Here is an 18127-nt window from a genome sequence, read left to right as displayed (position 1 = left end):
CGCCTCAGAACAGTGTTGGGCCAAGATTGCGGCGAAGTGTCATCCGGCGGAAGGCCCGCCGGTGCCGCTCCGGCGGGAGCCCCGGCTCGAGCGCCGCCCGGTGTGGTAGCCCGACCAGAAAGCGAACGTCAGCAGGCCAACAGCAAGCAGCACGACGCCCGCCCACTTCTCCGCGTCCATGATCAGCAGGCCCGGGGCGGCGAAGGACTGGGACAGCGGGGCATAGGCAAACCAGCCGAAACTCTCCTGCCGCACCGGCAACGACAGCAGGACCATACCCGCCGCCAGCAGGGCCCCGGCCAGCAAAGGTACCGCAACCCGGGCCAGCCAGCCGCCACGGGACGGCCCGGATTCCTTCTCCCCGGTTGGATTCATGGACTCACTGTAACCGCTGCTCGAGGCTGCAGGCGCACCGCGGGGCCTTGCGCTGGGAAGTCCGGTGCAGCACAGTAAAGCATGGCAACCACCGCTGGAGACGCCCTGCTGGCCTACCTTGCTGAACAGTTCGCCGAACTGCGTCTTCAGGCCCCGGGGGTCCGCAAAAATCAGGCCGAACCGATCCACAAGATGCGCGTCGCGGCCCGCCGGCTCCGCTCCCTGCTGGCCTCCGGCCGGAAGCTGTTCGAGAACGGTGCCGCAGAGGATCTCCGCTCCGAACTCCGCTGGCTCTCCGGGACGCTGGGGCCCGCCCGGGACCCGCGCGTAGTGCAGAGCCGACTCCGGGAACTCCTGGCCGCCGAACCTGACGAGCTGGTTCTCGGCCCGGCACCGGCGCGGATCGATGAGGAGCTCGACGCCGCCGCTGACGCCGGCTTTAAGGGTGCCGTCGCCGCGCTGGACAGCAAGCGGTACACGCAACTCCTGGCTAACTTTGAGTCCTGGCTCAACGCCGGGAACCTGTCGGAGAAGGCGTCCCGGCCGCCGCGGAAGACCATCCGGAAGCTTGTTGCCAGGGACGAGAGGCGCCTGCGCCGCGCGGTGGAAGGCCTGCCAGCTGAGGAGGACCGGCCGGCCCGGGATGAAGGGCTGCACGAGGTCCGGAAGGCGGCGAAACGGCTGCGCTATTCCGCCGAGCTGGCCGCGTCGCTCGGCGGAGGCGGCGGCGCCAGGAAGGTTCGGCGGACGGCCAAAGCGGCCCGAAAAATCCAGACGTCCCTCGGGCAGCATCAGGACAGCGTAGTGGCCAGGACCCTGCTCTCGGAGCTCGGCGCACGCTCGCTGCGCAGCGGCGAAAACGGCTTCACCTACGGCCGGCTGCACGCCAAGGAAGAACAGCTGGCCAGCGACGCGGAAGCGGACTTCCTCAGGGTGTGGCGGAAGTTCGCCACACCCTGATGCGCGTCAGCTGTGGCGGAAGTTCGCCACACCCTGATGCGCGTCAGCTCCGGCCCGTGCCGGCGGCGAGACGTCCGATTGCACTTCCTGCGAGGTTTTCCAGGAGCGCCCGCGGGCTCGCGTAGATTTCCACGGCGCCGGCGTCCCGGAGCTCGGCTTCGCTGGTGCCTCCGCACGTCAGTCCGATGGCCGGCATGTTGAGCTTGGCGGCCGCATAGATGTCCCAGACGGCGTCGCCCACATAGACGGCGTTCGATGCGTGCACCCCCACCGCGGCCAGGGCCGCCACGAGGATGTCCGGCGCCGGCTTGCTCTCCTTGGCGTCAGCCGAGCTCGTGGCCGCGTCTATGACGTCGTCGGCGCCGATCGCGGCCCGAAGCACTTCGAGGTCCCGCTTCCGCGCGGAAGAAGCCAGCGCCACGGCGAGCCCGCCGTCGTGGCATTGCACCAGCAGCTCGCGGGCGCCATCCAGCGGCGTCAGCGAGGGCCAGAAGGTGGCGAACACGGCTGCGTGCGAAGCCATGATGGCACTGTCGCTGTCCGCGTCCCGGCCGGTCGGCAGCAACCTGGCGAGAATCCTGTCCCCGCCCATGCCGACCGAGCGGTGGATGCTCGCCATCGGCACGTCGTAACCGGCCTGCCGGAAGGCCTGCCACCAGGCCACAGTGTGGAAGTAGACGGAATCGATCAGCGTGCCGTCGACGTCGAACAGCACGGCCGCTTCGCGCTGCGCACGCGGCGGGATGGCGGCCGTCCGGGCTGCGGGGCCCGGGCCGGGGAGGCTGACAGGATCAGTGATGGGCGCGCGCTCTCTTTCCGGCCGCCAGCGACCCGCCGGACAGGGACGTGCCGCGGCCCGCGCCCCCGGCAGTTCGCTTGGACACCCTGGACAGCGGCCCGACCGGCGCGGCCTGCCCGCCGGCGCTGCGGTCCCGGATCAGCCCGGTGCCGGCGATTTCGCGGGCCTGGGCAACACCGACCACGGCTGCCCTTTTGGTTGGGAACGTGACGGACACGGCCATGAGGCTGCCGGCACCGTCCAGCATGCGGATCCGGTAGCCGCCGTCGGGCGCGTCCACGAGCTCGAAATATCCAGCCATCGCACACTCCTTTGTCCTTCGCCCCACCTTGGGTATTGGTAAGTATACTTATCTAAGGTGTGGACGAAAACCATGTCCCGATCACCGGTGGTGGTTTCGCCGGGGGCGCCGCAGCTCCGCGCTCAGTTCCCGTGGAGTGGCGTGTCGCTGCGGTGCACGCCGTCAGCCTTCAGCTCCAGGGCGCTCATCACCAGCGCAAAGTGGCTGAACGCCTGCGGCGTATTGCCCAGCTGCCGCCCCTCCTCCACATCCCACTCCTCGCTGAGGAGTCCGACGTCGTTGCGCAGCGACAGCAGCCGCTCGAACAGGTCCTTGGCCTCGTGATGCCGGCCCGCCCCGAGCAGCGCTTCCACCAGCCAGAACGAACAGGCGATGAAAACCCCCTCCTCGCCGGGCAGGCCGTCGTCGCTCTCTGCCGGCTTGTATCGGCGCAGGAAGCCGTCTTGCGTGAGTTCGCGCTGGACGGCATCGATCGTTCCAATGACGCGCGGGTCATCCGGGGCCAGGAACCCGACGCGCGGGATGAGCAGCAGGCTCGCGTCGAGCTCGGGCCGGCCGTAGGACTGCACGAAGGTGTTGCGTCCGGCGTCGAATCCCTGGGCCATCACCTCGGCGTGGATGGTGTCGCGCATTTTCTCCCAGCGGTCCGCCGGGCCGGTCAGGCCGAAGTCCCGGACGCCCTTGACCATCCGGTCCGCCGCCACCCAGGCCATGACTTTCGAGTGGGTGAAATGCCGCCGCGGCCCGCGCATCTCCCAGAGCCCGTTGTCCGGCCAGCCCCAGGCCTTCTCCAAGTGCTCCATCAGCGCCACCTGGAGATCCCAGGATTCGTCCGTGTGCTCCAGGAGCGAGTTCCGCGTCAGCGACAGGCAATCCAGCACCTCACCCCAGACGTCCAGTTGCAGCTGCCCCGCGGCACCGTTTCCGGTCCGCACCGGGAAAGAGCCTTCGTAACCGCGCAGCCAGCGAAGTTCCGCCTCCGGCAGGCGGCGCTCGCCGTGGATTCCGTACATGATCTGGAGGTCCGCAGGGTCGCCCGCCACAGCCCGCAGCAGCCAGTCGCGCCAAGAGGCGGCCTCGTCGGTGTACCCCGCCGCGAGCAGCGCCTGAAGCGTCAGGGTGGCATCACGGAGCCAGCAGAACCGGTAATCCCAGTTCCGCGTGCCGCCGATCTCCTCCGGCAGGGACGTGGTCACGGCCGCCACAATTCCGCCCGTCGGCGCGAAAGTCAGCGCCTTCAGCGTGATCAGCGAGCGCTGCACGGCCTCGCGGTAGGTACCGGTGACGGTGCACTGGGCTGACCACTGCTGCCAGAACGACTCGGTGGAGGCAAGGGCTTCCTCAGGGTCCACGGTCCGCGGCCGCCGCAGGTGGCTCGGCGTCCAGGTCAGCACAAACGGCACCCGCTCCCCCGCCTTAACGGTGAAGTCGCTGATGGTCCGCAGCCGCTCGCCGCGCAGCGGCGCCGTCGTCACGAGGTACGCTGCGTCCGGACCGGCGACAGCGTGGATCCCGTGCCGGTCGTGGCGGACCCAGGGAACGATGTGCCCGTAGTCAAAGCGCAGGGCCAGCTCACCGCGCATCCGGACCGTGCCGCGGACCCCCACCACGATCCGCACGATGTCCGCCACCGCATCGCGCGGCGGCATGAAGTCGATGACCCTGACCTTTCCGGTGGGCGTCTCCCACTCGGTTTCCAGGATGAGGGTGTCCTTGCGGTAGCGCCGCCGGAGGCATTCGCCGCCGCCCTCCGGGGCCAGCAGCCAGCGGCCGGACTCCGGGGTGTCCAGCAGTGCGTTGAAGCAGGCCGGCGAGTCAAAGCGCGGCAGGCAGAGCCAGTCGATCGAACCTTCGGTGCTGATCAGGGCCGCAGTGTGCAGATCGCCGACCAGTGCGTAATCTTCAATGCGAGCCATGGGAATCACAGTGCCACACCCGATTGGCTGAGGACTAGGATCCCCGCGGAAGGGGGAGACGGGATGAACGGCACCGTGCACATCGGAACCAGCGGCTGGAGCTACGACCACTGGGAGAATGTGCTCTACCCGCCCGGGCTGCCGGCGCGGGACCGGCTGGCCCGGTACGCGGCCCGCTTCACCACAGTGGAGCTCAACGCCAGCTTTTACCGCTGGCCCCGGGACACCTCCTTCGCCAGCTGGCGGCAGCGGCTTCCGCCTGGTTTCCTGCTGTCCGTCAAGGCCCCGCGCGGTCTGACCCACGGGAAAAAGCTCTATGCCCCGGAGGCCTGGATCGAGCGGATAGCCCGGTGCTGGCACGAACTCGGCGACAAGCGGGCGGTGCTGCTGGTCCAGCTGCCGCCGGCGTTTGCCCGGGACGACGCCCGGCTGGAGTACTTCCTCACCGCACTGCCCGGCTGGATCCGGGTCAGCGTGGAGTTCCGCCATGCCAGCTGGGACCAGCCCGAGGTCTATGCGCTGCTGGAACGGCACGGCGCCGCCTACTGCATCATGAGCGGTGCCGGACTTCCGTGCATCCTGCGTGCCACCGCACCGTTCGTCTACATCCGGCTGCACGGCCCGGACCGGGAGCACCTTTACGGCGGTTCCTACCCGGACCAGGACCTGCGCTGGTGGGCGGACCGGATCCACGAGTGGCAGGCGGCCGGCAAGGAGGTTTTCGTGTATTTCAACAACGACGGCGGCGGGAACGCCGTGCGCAACGCCGACGTCCTGCGCCTGCTGCTCGGCGCCGACTGAACCCCGGGCGGTTCCGGACGCGGCCCGCACCGGGCGTGGCCCGTGTGGCAGAGTGGAGGCATGGAATTGGCGTCGCAGCAATCACCCCGGCCGCAGCCGGTCACCGGCAACCGGGCTTTCCGCCTGGCGCACTGGGTCTCGGATACGTTCAACGGGCTCCGCCTGCAGGCCGCCAGACGCTGGGAGTTCGTCCCGCAGACCATCGGCTACCAGGGCTACGGCTCCACGGAGTGGGTCAGGGTGCTCGGCCGGGTTGTCCTCACCACCAAGCCGAACCCCGGCAGCCGGGAGGAGCACGCGGCGAAGAACGGCAACCAGAACATCCGGGGCTGGCGCGCCTTCACTTCCGTGCCGATCCAGTTCACCGAAGTGGAGATTGAAATCGGCGGGATGACCGCCCGCGTGAATGCGGACCGCGGCGGACTGGTCGACACAATCGTCAAGGTGTCCCTCGCCCCCGGGTGGCACACAGCAGTGCTGCGCGCCGAGGGCACCGAGCCCGCGGAGGCACAGATCTACGTCATCTCCCCCGACACCAAGCTGGGGATTGTCTCCGACATTGATGACACCATCATGGTCACGGCCGTGCCCCGTCCCTTCCTGGCGCTCTGGAACACTTTTGTGCTGAACGAACGGGCCCGGATGGCGACACCCGGGATGGCCGTGCTGATGGACCGCCTTATGGTCGAATACCCGGAGGCCCCGGTGATCTACCTGTCGACAGGTCCGTGGAACGCCGCCCCCACCCTGGCCCGGTTCCTGAGCAGGAACATGTACCCCTCCGGCGCCCTGCTGCTCACCGACTGGGGCCTGACCCAGGACCGCTGGTTCCGCAGCGGCCAGGAGCACAAGCGCCGCAACCTCGAACTCCTCGCCGAGGAGTTCCCGAACATGCGCTGGCTGCTCTTCGGCGATAACGGCCAGCACGACGAAGCCATCTACTCCGACTTTGCCCGGCAGCACCCGGACAGCGTCGCCGCCGTCGGGATCCGCCAGCTCTCCGCCGGCGAGGCCGTGCTGGCCGGCGGCCACTCGGACACCGGTGACCATACCGGCACGCCGGTCCCGTGGCTCTACTCCCCGGACGGCGCCGGACTGGCCAAGGGCCTGCTGGAGCTGGACGTTCTCTAGCCGGCGCTGGCCGTAGCCTGCCCCAATCCGGGGGCCTCCGGCACGGCGTCGCGGTGCCGCGCAGCGAGCACTTCCTGGAGCCAGTAGAACGAGGCCTTCCTGGTCCGCTCCTGGGTCTCGCGGTCCACATGCAGCAGCCCGAACTGCTGCTTGTAGCCGCCGGACCATTCGAAATTGTCCATCAGGGACCACACGTAGTACCCGCGCAGCTCGACCGATTCCGCCGCGCCTCCGGGCGACGTGGCCTCAACCGCAGTTGCGATGTGGTCCGCCAGGTAGCGCACCCGGCGTTCATCCGGGATGATCCGCCCGCCTTCCGGGTCCCGGATCTCGAGGTCCTCAAAGCTCGCGCCGCCCTCGGTGATATAGACCGGCGGAAGGAGCGGGTAACGCTCCGCCATTTCCGCGAGCGCGACCCCCATGTACTCGGGTTTGATGGGCCAGCCGTAGGCGGTGGTCTCGGTGTCCGGGAACGAGGCAACGTGGAACGGTGCGCCGGGTGCGGTGCCGCTCAGGTCATCGCCCATGGCCTCGGCCATGCCCTTGGGCACGGCACCCTCGCCCGGGCCCGACGCCACGCGCGTCGGCATGTAGTAGTTGAGCCCGTAGAAGTCCAGCGGCTGCGAGATCAGCTCCATGTCCTCGCTGGACGGGCTGAACGAGGAGAAGAAGGTGGCGGCCCGGATCGTGTCGGGGTACTTGCCGAGCAGGACGGGGTCCGCGTAGAGCCGGTTCTGGGCCATGTCCATCAGGCCGGCGCTGAGCTTGTCCAGGGGGTTGATCGAGGCCGGCACCATCGGCGAATACACATTCGTGATCCCAATGTCACCCGGCACGTTCGCGGCCCGGAGGGCCTGCAGCGACAACCCGTGACCCAGGAGCTGGTGGTGGACGCTCGGCAGGGCCTTCAGCATCAGCGTTTCGCCGGGGGCGTGCATCCCCAGCATGTAGCCGTTGGTGCTGACCGTGGCGGGTTCGTTGACGGTCACCCAGCGCGTCACCCGGTCGCCGTAGGCAGCCGCGGCGATCGCGGCGAACTCGCCGAGCCGGTAGGCCGTGTCCCGGTTCATCCAGCCGCCGGCCTGATCCAGCTCCAGCGGGGTGTCCCAGTGATACAGAGTTGCCATCGGTGCGATCCCGTTGGCCAGGAGCAGGTCGATCAACCGGTCGTAGAAGTCCAGGCCCGCCGGATTGACCGGCCCGCTGCCGCCGGGCTGGATGCGTGACCAGGACAGCGAGAAGCGGTAGGAATCGACCCCGAGCTCTTTCATCAGGGCAACGTCTTCGGGCATCCGGTGGTAGTGGTCGCAGGCAACCTCGGGGCTGTGGTCCTGCACGATCGCTCCGGGCCTGGCCGCAAAGATGTCCCAGCCCGCCGGAGTGCGGCCGTCCTCAGCCAGTGCGCCTTCGATCTGGAAGGCCGCGGTCGCCACGCCCAGGGTGAAGCGGGACGGCAGTAGGGCGGCCAAGTCCTTGGCGGAAGCTTTCATCAGTGGATCCCCTAGGTAGTTTCAGGCAGTTGACTGATTTTAGGCCGCCGTGCAGACCCGCGCCACGACCGGCGCCGCGGGCCCGGGGTGGCCGGCGGCGCCAGGCGCTTATGGTCGCCCTCCTTCTCTTGTGTTTGTCCACGGGCCGCGCTCCCAGCGCACCTGGGTGACCCGCAGAACGGGTTGCGCACTTCGGTGGTGCCGGACCGGAATCTCCCGGCTTCGGGCGGTTCCGGTAGTTCCGGTGCTGCCGGTCCCTCCGTCGGCAGTGCTGCCTGACCCGGCGGCAGCGGGGTCATACTCCGTCCGGGATTTCGGATCCCGCAGGACGGCGAAGGACTCCAGGATGCGCCGCACGTCATCCGCCGCGCCGGACCCCGCATCGGCGGAGCTCCCGACGTCGGGATGGCGGCGGCGCATCAGCGCCCGGAAGGCGCGCTGGATCTCAACCGGCGTCGCATCCGGCGTCACGTGCAGTGCCGCATAGTAGCCGCGCGGGTCGCGTTTCATCGATGCACCCCGTCCTGAAGACCGGGCGGGGAGCAGACGGCGCCGTCCGCGGCGGTGCCGTCTGCTCCCCTCACTTGTCGCCGGGCTGGACGGAACCCGTCCTCCCGGCTACTTCCCGATCTCCTGCATCTTGTCCTGCGTGTGAGTAATTTCGATCTTCCGCGGCTTGGCCCGCTCCAGCACCGGAATGCGGAGCGTCAGCACGCCGTCGGCGTAGCTTGCCTTGACCTTTTCGGTGTCCAGGGTGTCGCCGAGGATGAGCTGGCGGCTGAAGACACCGCGCGGCCGTTCCGCAGCGATCAGCTCAACATTGGGCTGCGTCGGATCGCGCCTTTCAGCCCGGACCGTCAGCACGTTGCGCTCGATATCGAGGTCCACCGAGTCAAGGTTGACGCCGGGAAGATCGAACGCGACGACGAAGTCGCCGTCCTCCTGCCATGCGTCCATCGGCATCGCAGCGGGCCTTGCCGCCGTTCCGAAAACCTGCTGGGTCAGCCGGTCAAGTTCACGGAACGGGTCCGTGCGCATCAACATCATTTCCCACTCCTTCATGCGAGAGTTTGGTATTTTCCTGTACCCAACCACGTCGATTATCTATGGTGTTGGGTATAGATTTTTTATAGCACCGGTGCGAGACTGATGCAAGGGGAACCCGGCACATCGAAACACTGCAAAGGAGTACCGTGACGGATCATGGTCAGGAGCTGGGCCTCTATGCGATCTCCGTAGTGGCCCAGTTGGTCGGCACCGGGCAGCAGAACATCAGGCTCTATGAGCGAAGGGGCCTGCTCACACCGGACCGCACCGCCGGGGGAACGCGGCAGTACAGCGACGCTGATCTCGCAGTGCTGCGGCGGATCAGCGAACTCCTGGCGGAGGGCCTCAACCTGGCCGGCGTGGCCAAAGTGTTGGAGCTCGAAGCGGTCAACGCCCGGCTGCAGGGCGAACTGGCCCTGCTCCGCTCGCGCCGGGCCTAGCGTCTCCGGCCCGCCGCGATGCGGTGGGATTCCCCCAGGAGCTCGCCCAGTTCCGCGAGGTCGATCCGGTCCAGCCGCACCAACACCAGCAACGGGGAACGTTCGTGATGCGGGGTCCAGAAGTACGTGTCAGGGTCCGTTCCCGCGAGCGCCTCACGCTCCTCGGTCTTGACGGTGAGTACGCCTTCTTCCCAGATCCGGGCCATCAGCGTGGCGGCGGCGAACCAGGCGGGCCGACCCCAGCTGGGCCGCTCCACCACACCGGGAAGGGCCAGAGCAGCGCGGCGGACATCTTCTTCGGTGGCCATGGCCCACTGTGGCACCGGCATCCGGCCGCGGCAAGACTTCGCCCGGGTGGTTAGTCCTGGCTGGTATCGGCCTTGGAGAGCTCTCCGGTGACCTGCTCGCCGCGGATGCGGGCCGTCCGCCAGGTGTCCAGCGCAATCACGCCGCCGAGGATCACGAAGGAGAGGGACAGCGAGGCGAAGGCGTCCGTGAGCCAGTGATAGCCGAGGTAGAGCCGACTGACCGCGGCGAGGAAGATCCCGACGCCGGCCAGCAGGAAGCCCGCGACCACGGCCCTGCGGCTGCGCCGGCGGGAGACGACCAGGAAGGTACCGACCAGCAGGAAGTCACAGGCTCCCAGGACGTGACCGGAGGGGAAGGAGAAGGTGAAGTCGGCGCCGAAAAGCATGAGGTCCACCGGCGGGCGGTGGCGATCGATGATTCGCCCGATGATCTGCGACACAATGACGCCGGTCAACATGGCGCCGGCGAGGAGCATCGGCCGCCAGGCGTGCTTGGCCAGCAGACCCCAGGCCACGGTCACCACGAGAACGATGATCGGCAGGGCAACGGGGCCGAAAACGATCGCGAGGAAGATCATGATCAACGTGAGCGGTTCAGAGCGAAGGGTCAGCAGCCAGGCACGGACGGGCTCGTCGCCTGCGGTGAGGCCCCCCTGCTGGAGGACACTGGCAAGAAGCGAGAAAAACAGCACCGCGCCAACAACCGCCAGTCCGACGGCGATGCGGTACACGTTCTTCCGGTCCTGGCCGCTCATGTAGCGTTCCTCCACCACAAACTTGTCGTGGAAGACCCGCCACTTGCCAGGCGAGTTGTCTACTGGTTTCTGCGCCATTTCCCGCATCCGCCTCTGCACTGTGTGTGGACATGTCCTTCGTGAAGAATATCCCGGTTCCGGTGCTGCCGGTGGGTGGGATTCCGCGGCGGGCCGGTGGCCCTGTCCCGGTAGCCTGAAGCAATGGGTGTTATGAATGAACTGATCAACCCGCGTGTGGTCCGCTCCCTGGAGCGGATCCTGGCCGCGGCCACCCCCGGCGGCAACTTCGCCGAACTGGCCGGCACGTCCGGACAGCTCGAGGAATTGAGCCTGCGGGAACGCACCGACCTCCTGAGCCGCGCCCTGCTGGCCGACCTGCCCGGCACTTACGCCGCTGCCGCGGCCACCTTCCGCCGCGCGCTGGATGATCCTGATTTCACCGGCTGGATGATCTGGCCGGTGACGGAGACGGCGGCCACGCTCGCCCTTGCATCAGAGGTGCCCCACGACTTCGAGGACTGCCTGACGCTGCTCGCGGAGCTGACGCCGCGGCTCACCGGCGAATTCGCGATCCGGCAGCTCCTTGCCGCAGACCTGGACCGGGCCCTGGCCGTCATCCAGGGCTGGACGTCCCACCCGGACTGGCACGTCCGCCGGCTCGCGAGCGAGGGCACGCGGGCCTACCTGCCGTGGGCCATCCGCGTTCCGGAGATCACCGACCGGCCCGCAGCCACCCTGCCGATCCTCGATGCCTTGTACCGGGACCCGGTCGCAGACGTCCGGCGCTCGGTGGCCAACCACCTCAACGATCTGGCCCGCCACGCCCCCGACGAGGTCGTTGCCACGGCAGCCCGATGGATGGCCGCCCCGGACGAGAACACACCCAGAGTGGTCCGGCACGGCTTGCGGACCCTGCTCAAGAAGGCGCACCCCGGCGCGCTGGAACTGCTGGGGTTCCCGCCGGCGTCGCTGGCCGTGACGCCGCCCCGGCTGGACCGCAATGTCGTCGAACTGCCCGGCGAGCTCGCTTTCGATTTCGAGGTCTCCAATATCGGGCCGGCCGAGGCCCGGCTCGCCGTCGACTACGTGGTGCACTATGCCAAGGCCAACGGCGCTCTCGCGGAGAAGGTTTTCAAGCTCGGCACGTCCGTCCTCGGTCCGGGCGAGTCCAGGAAGTTCGCGAAGCGCCACGCGTTCCGCCAGATGACGACCCGGCGCCATCATCCGGGCGCCCATCTACTGGAACTGCAGGTCAACGGCGTGCGGTACGCCCCAACCGAATTTTTGGTCCGGACGGGCACTGGCGAGACCCTGCGCGGTGATTTGACGGGGCCATAAATATGACGTTATTGTCGCTTCAACCATTGGGGCCGACGAATAACCCAAGAAAGAGCAGTGCGATGACGACAGTAACCGAGTGCATCCAGATCCAGGTCGACAGCCGACGGGTCCTGGACGAACGTCTGAACGACGCTGTGCGCGGACTCCAGCAGATCGCCATGGAGACCGGCACGCAGGGCATCCTGCTTACCCGGCACACGCCCGGCCACTACACGGCGGCGCTGTCCGACCAGGTCCCCTTCGGCATGACGCGGGAACTCACTAACTGATCCCGACATAGCCTGAGCGCTGGCCTTCAGCGCCACACAGCCAGGTCCCGGGCGGCCGAGCATCGACTCCCGCCCGGGACCTTTTTGTGTCAGGCCGCGCCGGGTTTACCAGTCGTGGCCGATTACCAGTCGTGGACCGTTCCGTCGACGAGGCGGTTGTAGGGCAGGTAGGCCTGCTGGTACGGGAACGCCGCGGCGGCTTCCTCGTTGAATTCGACGCCGATGCCGGGTTTGTTGCCCGGGTGCAGGTAGCCGTCGACGAAGGTCATGGACTGCTCGAAGACCTCGTTGGTCGCGTCCGAGTGCTGCATGTATTCCTGGATGCCGTAGTTGTGGATCGCCAGGCCCACGTGCAGCTGCGCGGCGAACCCGACCGGGGAGATGTCGGTGGGGCCGTGGAAGCCGGACTTGATCTGGTACTGCGCGGCGAAGTCCATCACCTTCTTCAGCGGGCTGATCCCGCCGAAGTGCGTGGACGCGGCCCGGACGTAATCGATCAGCTGTTCCTTGATGATGGTCTGGTAGTCGTACACGGTGTTGAAGATTTCGCCGATCGCCAGCGGCGTGGTGGTGTGCTGCCGGACCAGGCGCAGCGCCTCCTGGTTCTCCGCCGGGGTGCAGTCCTCCAGCCAGAACAGGTCATAGGGTTCCAGCGCCTTGCCCAGCTTCGCGGCCTGGATCGGCGTCATCCGGTGGTGCCCGTCATGCAGCAGCGGCAGCTCCGGGCCGAACTCGTTCCGGACCGCCTCAAACACGCTGGGCAGGTGCCGCAGGTACGCCCGGGTGTCCCAGTCCTCCTCGACCGGGAACGCGCCGCGCCCGGCGGGCTCGTAGTCATAGCGTTCACCCGAGGCCTGCGCCTGCGCAGCAACCCCGTACACGGCCTTGATCCCGGGGACCGCGGTCTGGATCCGCACCGACTTGTAGCCGAGCTCCAGGTGCTCCCGAACCGAATCAAACAACGACTCCAGGTCCGCGCCCGAGGCGTGGCCGTACGCGCGCAGCCCGTTCCGCGACGCCCCGCCCAGCAACTGGTACACCGGCATGTTCGCGACCTTGCCCTTGATGTCCCACAGCGCCATGTCCACCGCGGCGATCGCCGCCATCGTGACCGGACCCCGGCGCCAGTACGAGGACCGGTACAGGAACTGCCAGGTGTCCTCGATCCGGTGCGGGTCCTTCCCGATCAGCAACTGCGCCACGTGTTCCTTCAAATACGCGGCCACGGCAAGCTCACGCCCGTTCAGCGTCGCGTCACCGATCCCGGTCACGCCGTCGTCCGTCGTGATCCGCAGGGTCACGAAGTTCCGGGAGGGGCTGGTCACGAAGACTTCAGCAGCAATGATTTTCACAGCAGGTCCAGGCTTTCGGTGTTGGTCTGACATGGATGGCAAAGGTTTCTGGGGCCGGCCGGGCCTAGCGCTGGGTGGTTCCGCTGGGCGTGGCACCGAGCAGCATCAGCTCGTCCCGGCGGGGCAGGCCCTCCCAGTCCCCTGCGGTGCTGACGGCGAAGGCCCCGGCCAAGGCGCCGCGCTGCAGGCGGCCGGCTATGTCCTCGCCGTCGAGCAGGGCGGAGAGGTAGCCGGCGGTGAACGCATCGCCGGCGCCCACGGTGTCGATGCTGGTGACGGGCACGGCGGGCGTTTCCCACCGGCCTGCCGCGGTGTGGACCCCGGCGCCGGCCGCACCCCGCTTGACCACAACCTCCCGGACCCCGCGGTCCAGAAGTTCGGCGGCCATGGCCGATTCGGCGTCGTCGGCGCCGCCGGACTGCCCGGGCCCTGCGGCGACCAGCCCGAGTTCGTCGTCGGAGGCGATCAGGATACTGGCGTGCCGGGCGATCGGGGTGAGGACGGCCCGCGCCTCGTCCCGGGACCAGAGCTTGCTGCGGTAGTTGACGTCGAGGGAGACTTCCCGGCCCTCGCCGGCGGCCCGGGCGGCCGCATACTCCACGGCCCGCCGTGCCTCCGGGCTGAGGGCTGCGGTGATCCCGGTGAGGTGCAGGACCCGGGCGCCGTTTTGGAGGGCCCGGTCGACGTCGTCCCGGTCCAGGCCGGATCCGGCGGAACCGGCACGGTAGTAGAAGGCCCGGGTGACGTCGGCGGTGCGCTGCTCGAGGAACATCACTCCGGTGCTGCGGCTGCCATCCACCCGGTGCTGCACGCCAATGCCCTCGCTCCGGAGCTGCCGCAGGATGAACTCGCCGTGGGGGTCGGCGCCCACAACCCCGGCCCACCCCACCCGGTGGCCGAGCCGCGCGACACCGACGGCCACGTTCGATTCCGCCCCGGCCACGTGCATGCCCAGGGAGCCGCCGGCACACAGCGGCCCCGCGGAGCGCAGCGAAACCATGGATTCGCCGAAGGTCAGGAGGTCAGGGCTCTCTGCGTCGGGAATCACCGCAGGCTCTCCGCGGCGATCCGGCGATCGAATTCGGCGGCGAGCGCCATGAAACCGCGGGCGCGCTCACGGACCGGGGACAGGTCACCGCCCGAGCCGGCGTCCCCGAAGAGCGGGCTGCCCAGGCCGACGGCGACGGCCCCCGCCTGCCAGTAACCGGTGGCTTCGTCCAGACCCACGCCGCCGACGGCGATGAACGGGATCCCGGGGAACGGGTCGCGCAGCGCCTTGAGGTAACGCGGTCCGCCGGTGGACGCGGGGAAGAGCTTCACCGCAGTGGCGCCGCGGGTCATCGCCTCGTAGGCCTCGGTGGGCGTCATGGCCCCGGCCAGCACCGGGATTCCGCGTGCGGCGGAGACCTCGATCGATTCGGCCAACGCCGGGGTGACCATAAACTGGCCGCCGGCCGCGTCCACCTGCTCCACGTCCTGCGCGGTCAGCACGGTGCCGGCCCCGACGAAGCAGCCGGCGGGGGCGGCGGCGCGGACCTCCCGGATCGCCGCGAGGGCATCCGGCGTGGTCAGCGCGATTTCGACGTACCGGAAGCCTTCCTCCATCACCGCGAGGGCGGCCTTCGCGGCGGCGCCGCCGTCGGTGCCGCGCACGATCGCGACCAGCCGGGCCTCCCGGATTCCGGCCAGCAGGGCCTCCGGGGTCAGGGCCTCCGGGGTCAGTATCTTGTTCAGTTCGTCCGTCATCTTGTTCACCATTCTGCGTAGGCTCCGTCGGGGTGCCGCCAGACGGGCCCACGCCAGGCGTGGCCGCGTTTGTCCGCGGCGCGGACCACGGCCTCGTCGATTTCGATGCCGAGACCCGGGCCGGTCAGGCGTTCGATGTGGCCGTCTACGAACTTCAGCGGGGACTTGTCCACCACGTAATCCAGGACTTCGGCGCCCTGGTTGTAGTGGATCCCGATGCTTTGCTCCTGGATCAGGAAATTGGGGGTCGCGAAACCCACCTGCAGGCAGGCGGCCAGCGCCAGCGGTCCCAGCGGGCAGTGCGGGGCCAGTTGGACCTCGTAGATTTCCGCGAGCGAGGCGATCTTGCGGACCTCGGTGATGCCGCCGGCATGCGAAAGGTCCGGCTGGGCCACGGCGATGCCGGCCTGCAGCGCGGGCAGGAATTCCTGCCGGCTGTACAGCCGCTCACCGGTGGAGACCGGCGTCGTGGTGGAGGAGGTGAATTCGCGCAGCAGGTGGGTGTTTTCCGGGACCACGGGTTCTTCGAGGAAGAAGGGCCGGTACGGTTCCAGCAGTGGCGCCACCCGCCGGGCGTTCGCGAGGCTGAACCGGCCGTGGAAGTCGACCGCGACGTCACGGTGGTCACCGAGGACCTCGCGGGCGGCGGCAACGCGGCGGACGACGCCGTCGAGCTCGGCCACGGAGGCGATGGGGCTCATCCGGCCGCTGGCGTTCATCTTCACGGCCGTGAGCCCGACCTCCAGCTGGGCGCTGATCTGGTCGGCCACCTCGTTGGGCTCGTCCCCGCCCACCCAGCCGTACATCCGGATCCGGTCCCGGACGTGGCCGCCCAGGAGCTGGTGCACGGGGGTGTTGAAGTGCTTGCCCGCGATGTCCCACAGGGCCTGGTCGAGCCCGGACACGGCACTGGCCAGGATGGGACCGCCGCGGTAGAAGGAGCCCTTGGTCATCACCTGCCAGTGGTCCTCGATCCGGAGCGCGTCGTTGCCGATCAGCAGCTCGGAGAGCTGCTCGACGGCGGTGCGGACCGTTTCGCTGCGGCCCTCGCAGCTGGCCTCGCCCCAGCCGACGATCCCGCTGTCGGTCTCGATCCGGACGAAGAGCCAGCGCGGGGCGACGAGGAAGGTTTCAATCCTGCTGATGAGTGTCATCGTGGCCTAGCCCTTGGTCGCGCCGGCGGTCATGCCGGACACGATGTACTTCTGCGTGAAGAGCGCAATGATCATGATCGGGATGGTGACCACCGTGGCGGCCGCCATCAGGCCGCCCCAGTCGATGCTGGCGTAGGAGACGAAGTCGAAGATCGCGACCGGCAGGGTCTTGGTTTTAGAGCCGGAGAGCACCAGGGCGAACATGAAGTTGTTCCACGAGAAGATGAAGGACAGGATGCCCGCGGTGGCGATGCCGGACACGGACAGCGGCAGGGTGATGCGGCGGAACGCGCCGATCGGGGTGAGCCCGTCCACCTGCGCGGATTCCTCCAGCTCCAGCGGCAGCGAGTCGAAGTAGCTCATCATGATGTAGACGATCAGCGGCAGTGAGACGAACATGTGGCTGAGGATCAGCACCTCGAACCCGCCCACCATCTTCAGGTTGGAGAAGACGTAGTACCAGGGCACCAGCAGCGAGACGCCGGGGATGACGCGGGCCATCAGGACCACAAGCGCCGAGCGGTGCATGGTGAACCGGCTCATCGCGTAGGCCGCGGGGACGCCGAGGACCAGCGACAGTGCCGTGGACACGAAAGCCACCCAGAAGCTGTTGAAGATGAAGACGAAGTAGTTGTTGCGCTGCAGCACGTTCGCGTAGTTCTCGCCCGTGGGGGTGAAGAAGAACGACTTGCCGGTGTCGTAGATGTCCACATTGGTCTTGAAGGATGCCAGCAGCATCCAGAACAGCGGGGCCACCAGGAACAGCACGACGCCGATCAGGGCCGCGACGCGGAAGACCTTGTAGGCGCGGACGCCCAGCGGCTTGCGGCGGGGCGGGGCGGGCACGGGTGCGGGTTCGGGTGCGGGCCGGGCGGCGGTGTCGGTTTGGGGTTCGGTCTGGACGGTCATTTGCTTACCGCTTTCTTGCGCATGGTCAGCAGCCACATGGAGCCGATGATGATCATGAAGAACAGGATCAGCACCGCGGAGGACAGCCCGTACTGGTTGTAGTCGAAGCTCAGGCCGTAGGCGTAGACATTGAGGGTTTCCACCTCGTGGAAGGAACCGCCGCCCTTGCCCTTGGTGGCGTAGAGGATGTCGAACGTTTTGAGGGCATCGATGCCGCGCAGCAGGATGGCAACGATCACGGTCGGCATCATGAGGGGCAGCGTGATCAGGAAAAAGCGCTGGAAGGCATTGGCGCCGTCCATCCGGGCCGCCTCGTCGGGCTCCTCGGACAGCGAGGTCAGCCCGGCGAGCAGGATCAGCACCACCATGGGGGTCCACTGCCACACGTCCATGAAGATCGTGGTGCCGAGGGCGGTGTCCTGGCCGGACAGCCAGGGCTGGGGCGGGATGCCAACCATGCCCAGCAGCTGGTTCACGAAGCCGATATTCGGGTCGAAGATCAGCCGCCACATCATGCCGACCGCGACCGGGGTGGCCACGAGCGGCAGCAGGATGGCCACGCGGACCCACTTTTCCCCGCGGAACGGGCGCCACAGCAGCAGAGCGATGCACATTCCGAGCACGACCTCGCAAACCAGGGCGACGCCGGTGAAGGACAGGGTGCGGCCCACGGCAGGCCAGAAGCGTTCGACGTCGGACAGGACCGTGACGTAGTTTTCCAGGCCGACGAACTCGGCGGCGGCCCGGACGGACCCCTGCGAGTCGGTGAGGCTCAGGTACAGGGTCCAGGCGAGCGGGAAGACGATCAGGACGCCGACGAAGATCATCGCGGGGGCGGCGAAGAGCCACTTCCGGTGCCGGTTGGCCCAGGCGGAGAAATTCTCACGGGCGCTGCGGGTGGAGTTCCGGCCGGACGGCGGCTGGGACTGCGCGTTGCGGGGAGGGGAGAGTACAGACATGGTTCACCTAAGGAGTCGGGGGTGAAGGGAAGAGCTGGCCGCGGCGGGGCGGCGGCTGGGCCGCCGCCCCGTCT

General features: G+C 68.2%; 21 protein-coding genes. 6 read left to right on the top strand and 15 right to left on the bottom strand.

Annotation, left to right across the window (positions count from 1 at the left end; translation table 11 throughout):
• Positions 1–39: 39 nt before the first annotated feature.
• Positions 40–375 (bottom strand): hypothetical protein, encoded by a 336-nt coding sequence (locus tag J2X01_RS09035; RefSeq protein ID WP_310055910.1) that lies wholly within the window; start codon positions 373–375, stop codon positions 40–42.
• An 81-nt stretch (positions 376–456) separates the two neighbouring features.
• Here J2X01_RS09035 and J2X01_RS09030 point away from each other — a divergent pair, with 81 nt between their 5' ends.
• Complete coding sequence (locus J2X01_RS09030) at positions 457–1335, top strand: CHAD domain-containing protein (protein ID WP_310055907.1); 879 nt, start codon at positions 457–459, stop codon at positions 1333–1335.
• A gap of 43 nt (positions 1336–1378) precedes the next feature.
• Here J2X01_RS09030 and J2X01_RS09025 read toward each other — a convergent pair whose 3' ends face one another.
• The 3 genes from J2X01_RS09025 to J2X01_RS09015 all read right to left on the bottom strand — a co-directional run bounded on the left by J2X01_RS09025 (position 1379) and on the right by J2X01_RS09015 (position 4351).
• Positions 1379–2050, bottom strand: coding sequence for an HAD family hydrolase (locus J2X01_RS09025; protein ID WP_310055903.1), 672 nt, complete (start codon positions 2048–2050; stop codon positions 1379–1381).
• 76 nt (positions 2051–2126) lie between these two features.
• Positions 2127–2435 (bottom strand): hypothetical protein, encoded by a 309-nt coding sequence (locus J2X01_RS09020; protein WP_310055901.1) that lies wholly within the window; start codon positions 2433–2435, stop codon positions 2127–2129.
• A 122-nt stretch (positions 2436–2557) separates the two neighbouring features.
• Complete coding sequence (locus tag J2X01_RS09015) at positions 2558–4351, bottom strand: glycoside hydrolase family 15 protein (protein WP_310055899.1); 1794 nt, start codon at positions 4349–4351, stop codon at positions 2558–2560.
• 63 nt (positions 4352–4414) lie between these two features.
• Here J2X01_RS09015 and J2X01_RS09010 point away from each other — a divergent pair, with 63 nt between their 5' ends.
• Complete coding sequence (locus J2X01_RS09010; protein ID WP_310055896.1) at positions 4415–5152, top strand: DUF72 domain-containing protein; 738 nt, start codon at positions 4415–4417, stop codon at positions 5150–5152.
• A 60-nt stretch (positions 5153–5212) separates the two neighbouring features.
• Entirely contained in the window at positions 5213–6283 is a 1071-nt protein-coding gene (locus tag J2X01_RS09005; protein ID WP_310055893.1) for an App1 family protein phosphatidate phosphatase, read from the top strand.
• Here J2X01_RS09005 and J2X01_RS09000 read toward each other — a convergent pair.
• The 3 genes from J2X01_RS09000 to J2X01_RS08990 form a co-directional block, all read right to left on the bottom strand.
• On the bottom strand, positions 6280–7773 hold the full coding sequence (locus tag J2X01_RS09000) for a glycoside hydrolase family 1 protein (RefSeq protein ID WP_310055890.1): 1494 nt from the start codon (positions 7771–7773) through the stop codon (positions 6280–6282). The two genes, J2X01_RS09005 and J2X01_RS09000, sit on opposite strands and share 4 nt — an antisense overlap.
• 108 nt (positions 7774–7881) lie before the next feature.
• The gene (locus J2X01_RS08995; protein ID WP_310055887.1) at positions 7882–8283 is read right to left on the bottom strand and encodes a J domain-containing protein; all 402 of its coding nucleotides are present in this window, start codon (positions 8281–8283) and stop codon (positions 7882–7884) included.
• A gap of 108 nt (positions 8284–8391) precedes the next feature.
• A complete protein-coding gene (locus J2X01_RS08990) occupies positions 8392–8817 on the bottom strand; it encodes an Hsp20/alpha crystallin family protein (protein WP_310056341.1) in 426 nt (141 codons plus the stop codon).
• Between the two features lie 149 nt (positions 8818–8966).
• Between J2X01_RS08990 and J2X01_RS08985 the strand changes: the two genes are divergently transcribed.
• A complete protein-coding gene (locus tag J2X01_RS08985; protein ID WP_310055884.1) occupies positions 8967–9260 on the top strand; it encodes a MerR family transcriptional regulator in 294 nt (97 codons plus the stop codon).
• Here J2X01_RS08985 and J2X01_RS08980 read toward each other — a convergent pair.
• Together J2X01_RS08980 and J2X01_RS08975 are read right to left on the bottom strand one after the other, a co-directional pair.
• Positions 9257–9568: an MmcQ/YjbR family DNA-binding protein gene (locus J2X01_RS08980; RefSeq protein WP_310055881.1), complete on the bottom strand. Its 312-nt coding sequence runs from the start codon at positions 9566–9568 to the stop codon at positions 9257–9259. The genes J2X01_RS08985 and J2X01_RS08980 overlap by 4 nt on opposite strands.
• Positions 9569–9618: 50 nt before the next feature.
• Entirely contained in the window at positions 9619–10401 is a 783-nt protein-coding gene (locus tag J2X01_RS08975) for a phosphatase PAP2 family protein (RefSeq protein WP_310055878.1), read from the bottom strand.
• Between the two features lie 123 nt (positions 10402–10524).
• Between J2X01_RS08975 and J2X01_RS08970 the strand changes: the two genes are divergently transcribed.
• Both J2X01_RS08970 and J2X01_RS08965 read left to right on the top strand, forming a co-directional pair.
• Complete coding sequence (locus J2X01_RS08970) at positions 10525–11661, top strand: DNA alkylation repair protein (protein ID WP_310055875.1); 1137 nt, start codon at positions 10525–10527, stop codon at positions 11659–11661.
• A gap of 62 nt (positions 11662–11723) precedes the next feature.
• Positions 11724–11933, top strand: a complete 210-nt coding sequence (locus J2X01_RS08965) for a hypothetical protein (RefSeq protein WP_310055872.1) — start codon at positions 11724–11726, stop codon at positions 11931–11933.
• 122 nt (positions 11934–12055) lie between these two features.
• Here the strand turns inward: J2X01_RS08965 and manD are convergent, their stop codons facing one another.
• From manD to J2X01_RS08935, 6 genes are all read right to left on the bottom strand, one after another.
• Positions 12056–13285 carry a D-mannonate dehydratase ManD gene (gene manD, locus J2X01_RS08960; protein WP_310055870.1) on the bottom strand — a complete coding sequence of 410 codons (1230 nt, stop codon included), beginning with the start codon at positions 13283–13285 and terminating at the stop codon, positions 12056–12058.
• A gap of 64 nt (positions 13286–13349) precedes the next feature.
• A complete protein-coding gene (locus tag J2X01_RS08955) occupies positions 13350–14333 on the bottom strand; it encodes a sugar kinase (RefSeq protein WP_310055867.1) in 984 nt (327 codons plus the stop codon).
• Positions 14330–15031: a bifunctional 4-hydroxy-2-oxoglutarate aldolase/2-dehydro-3-deoxy-phosphogluconate aldolase gene (locus tag J2X01_RS08950; protein WP_310055864.1), complete on the bottom strand. Its 702-nt coding sequence runs from the start codon at positions 15029–15031 to the stop codon at positions 14330–14332. The genes J2X01_RS08955 and J2X01_RS08950 overlap by 4 nt, the downstream gene beginning before the upstream one ends.
• Before the next feature lie 5 nt (positions 15032–15036).
• On the bottom strand, positions 15037–16185 hold the full coding sequence (gene dgoD / locus J2X01_RS08945) for a galactonate dehydratase (protein ID WP_310055861.1): 1149 nt from the start codon (positions 16183–16185) through the stop codon (positions 15037–15039).
• Positions 16186–16191: 6 nt separating this feature from the next.
• The gene (locus J2X01_RS08940) at positions 16192–17094 is read right to left on the bottom strand and encodes a carbohydrate ABC transporter permease (protein ID WP_310055859.1); all 903 of its coding nucleotides are present in this window, start codon (positions 17092–17094) and stop codon (positions 16192–16194) included.
• Positions 17091–18053, bottom strand: coding sequence for a carbohydrate ABC transporter permease (locus J2X01_RS08935; protein ID WP_310055856.1), 963 nt, complete (start codon positions 18051–18053; stop codon positions 17091–17093). Before J2X01_RS08935 ends, J2X01_RS08940 begins: the two co-directional genes overlap by 4 nt.
• Positions 18054–18127 lie beyond the last annotated feature (74 nt).

The organism is Arthrobacter ginsengisoli (genome assembly GCF_031456935.1).
Classification (GTDB): Bacteria; Actinomycetota; Actinomycetes; order Actinomycetales; family Micrococcaceae; genus Arthrobacter; species Arthrobacter ginsengisoli.
Note: the sequence above shows the minus strand (reverse complement) of the source record. Positions and strands in the feature narration are given on the sequence as shown.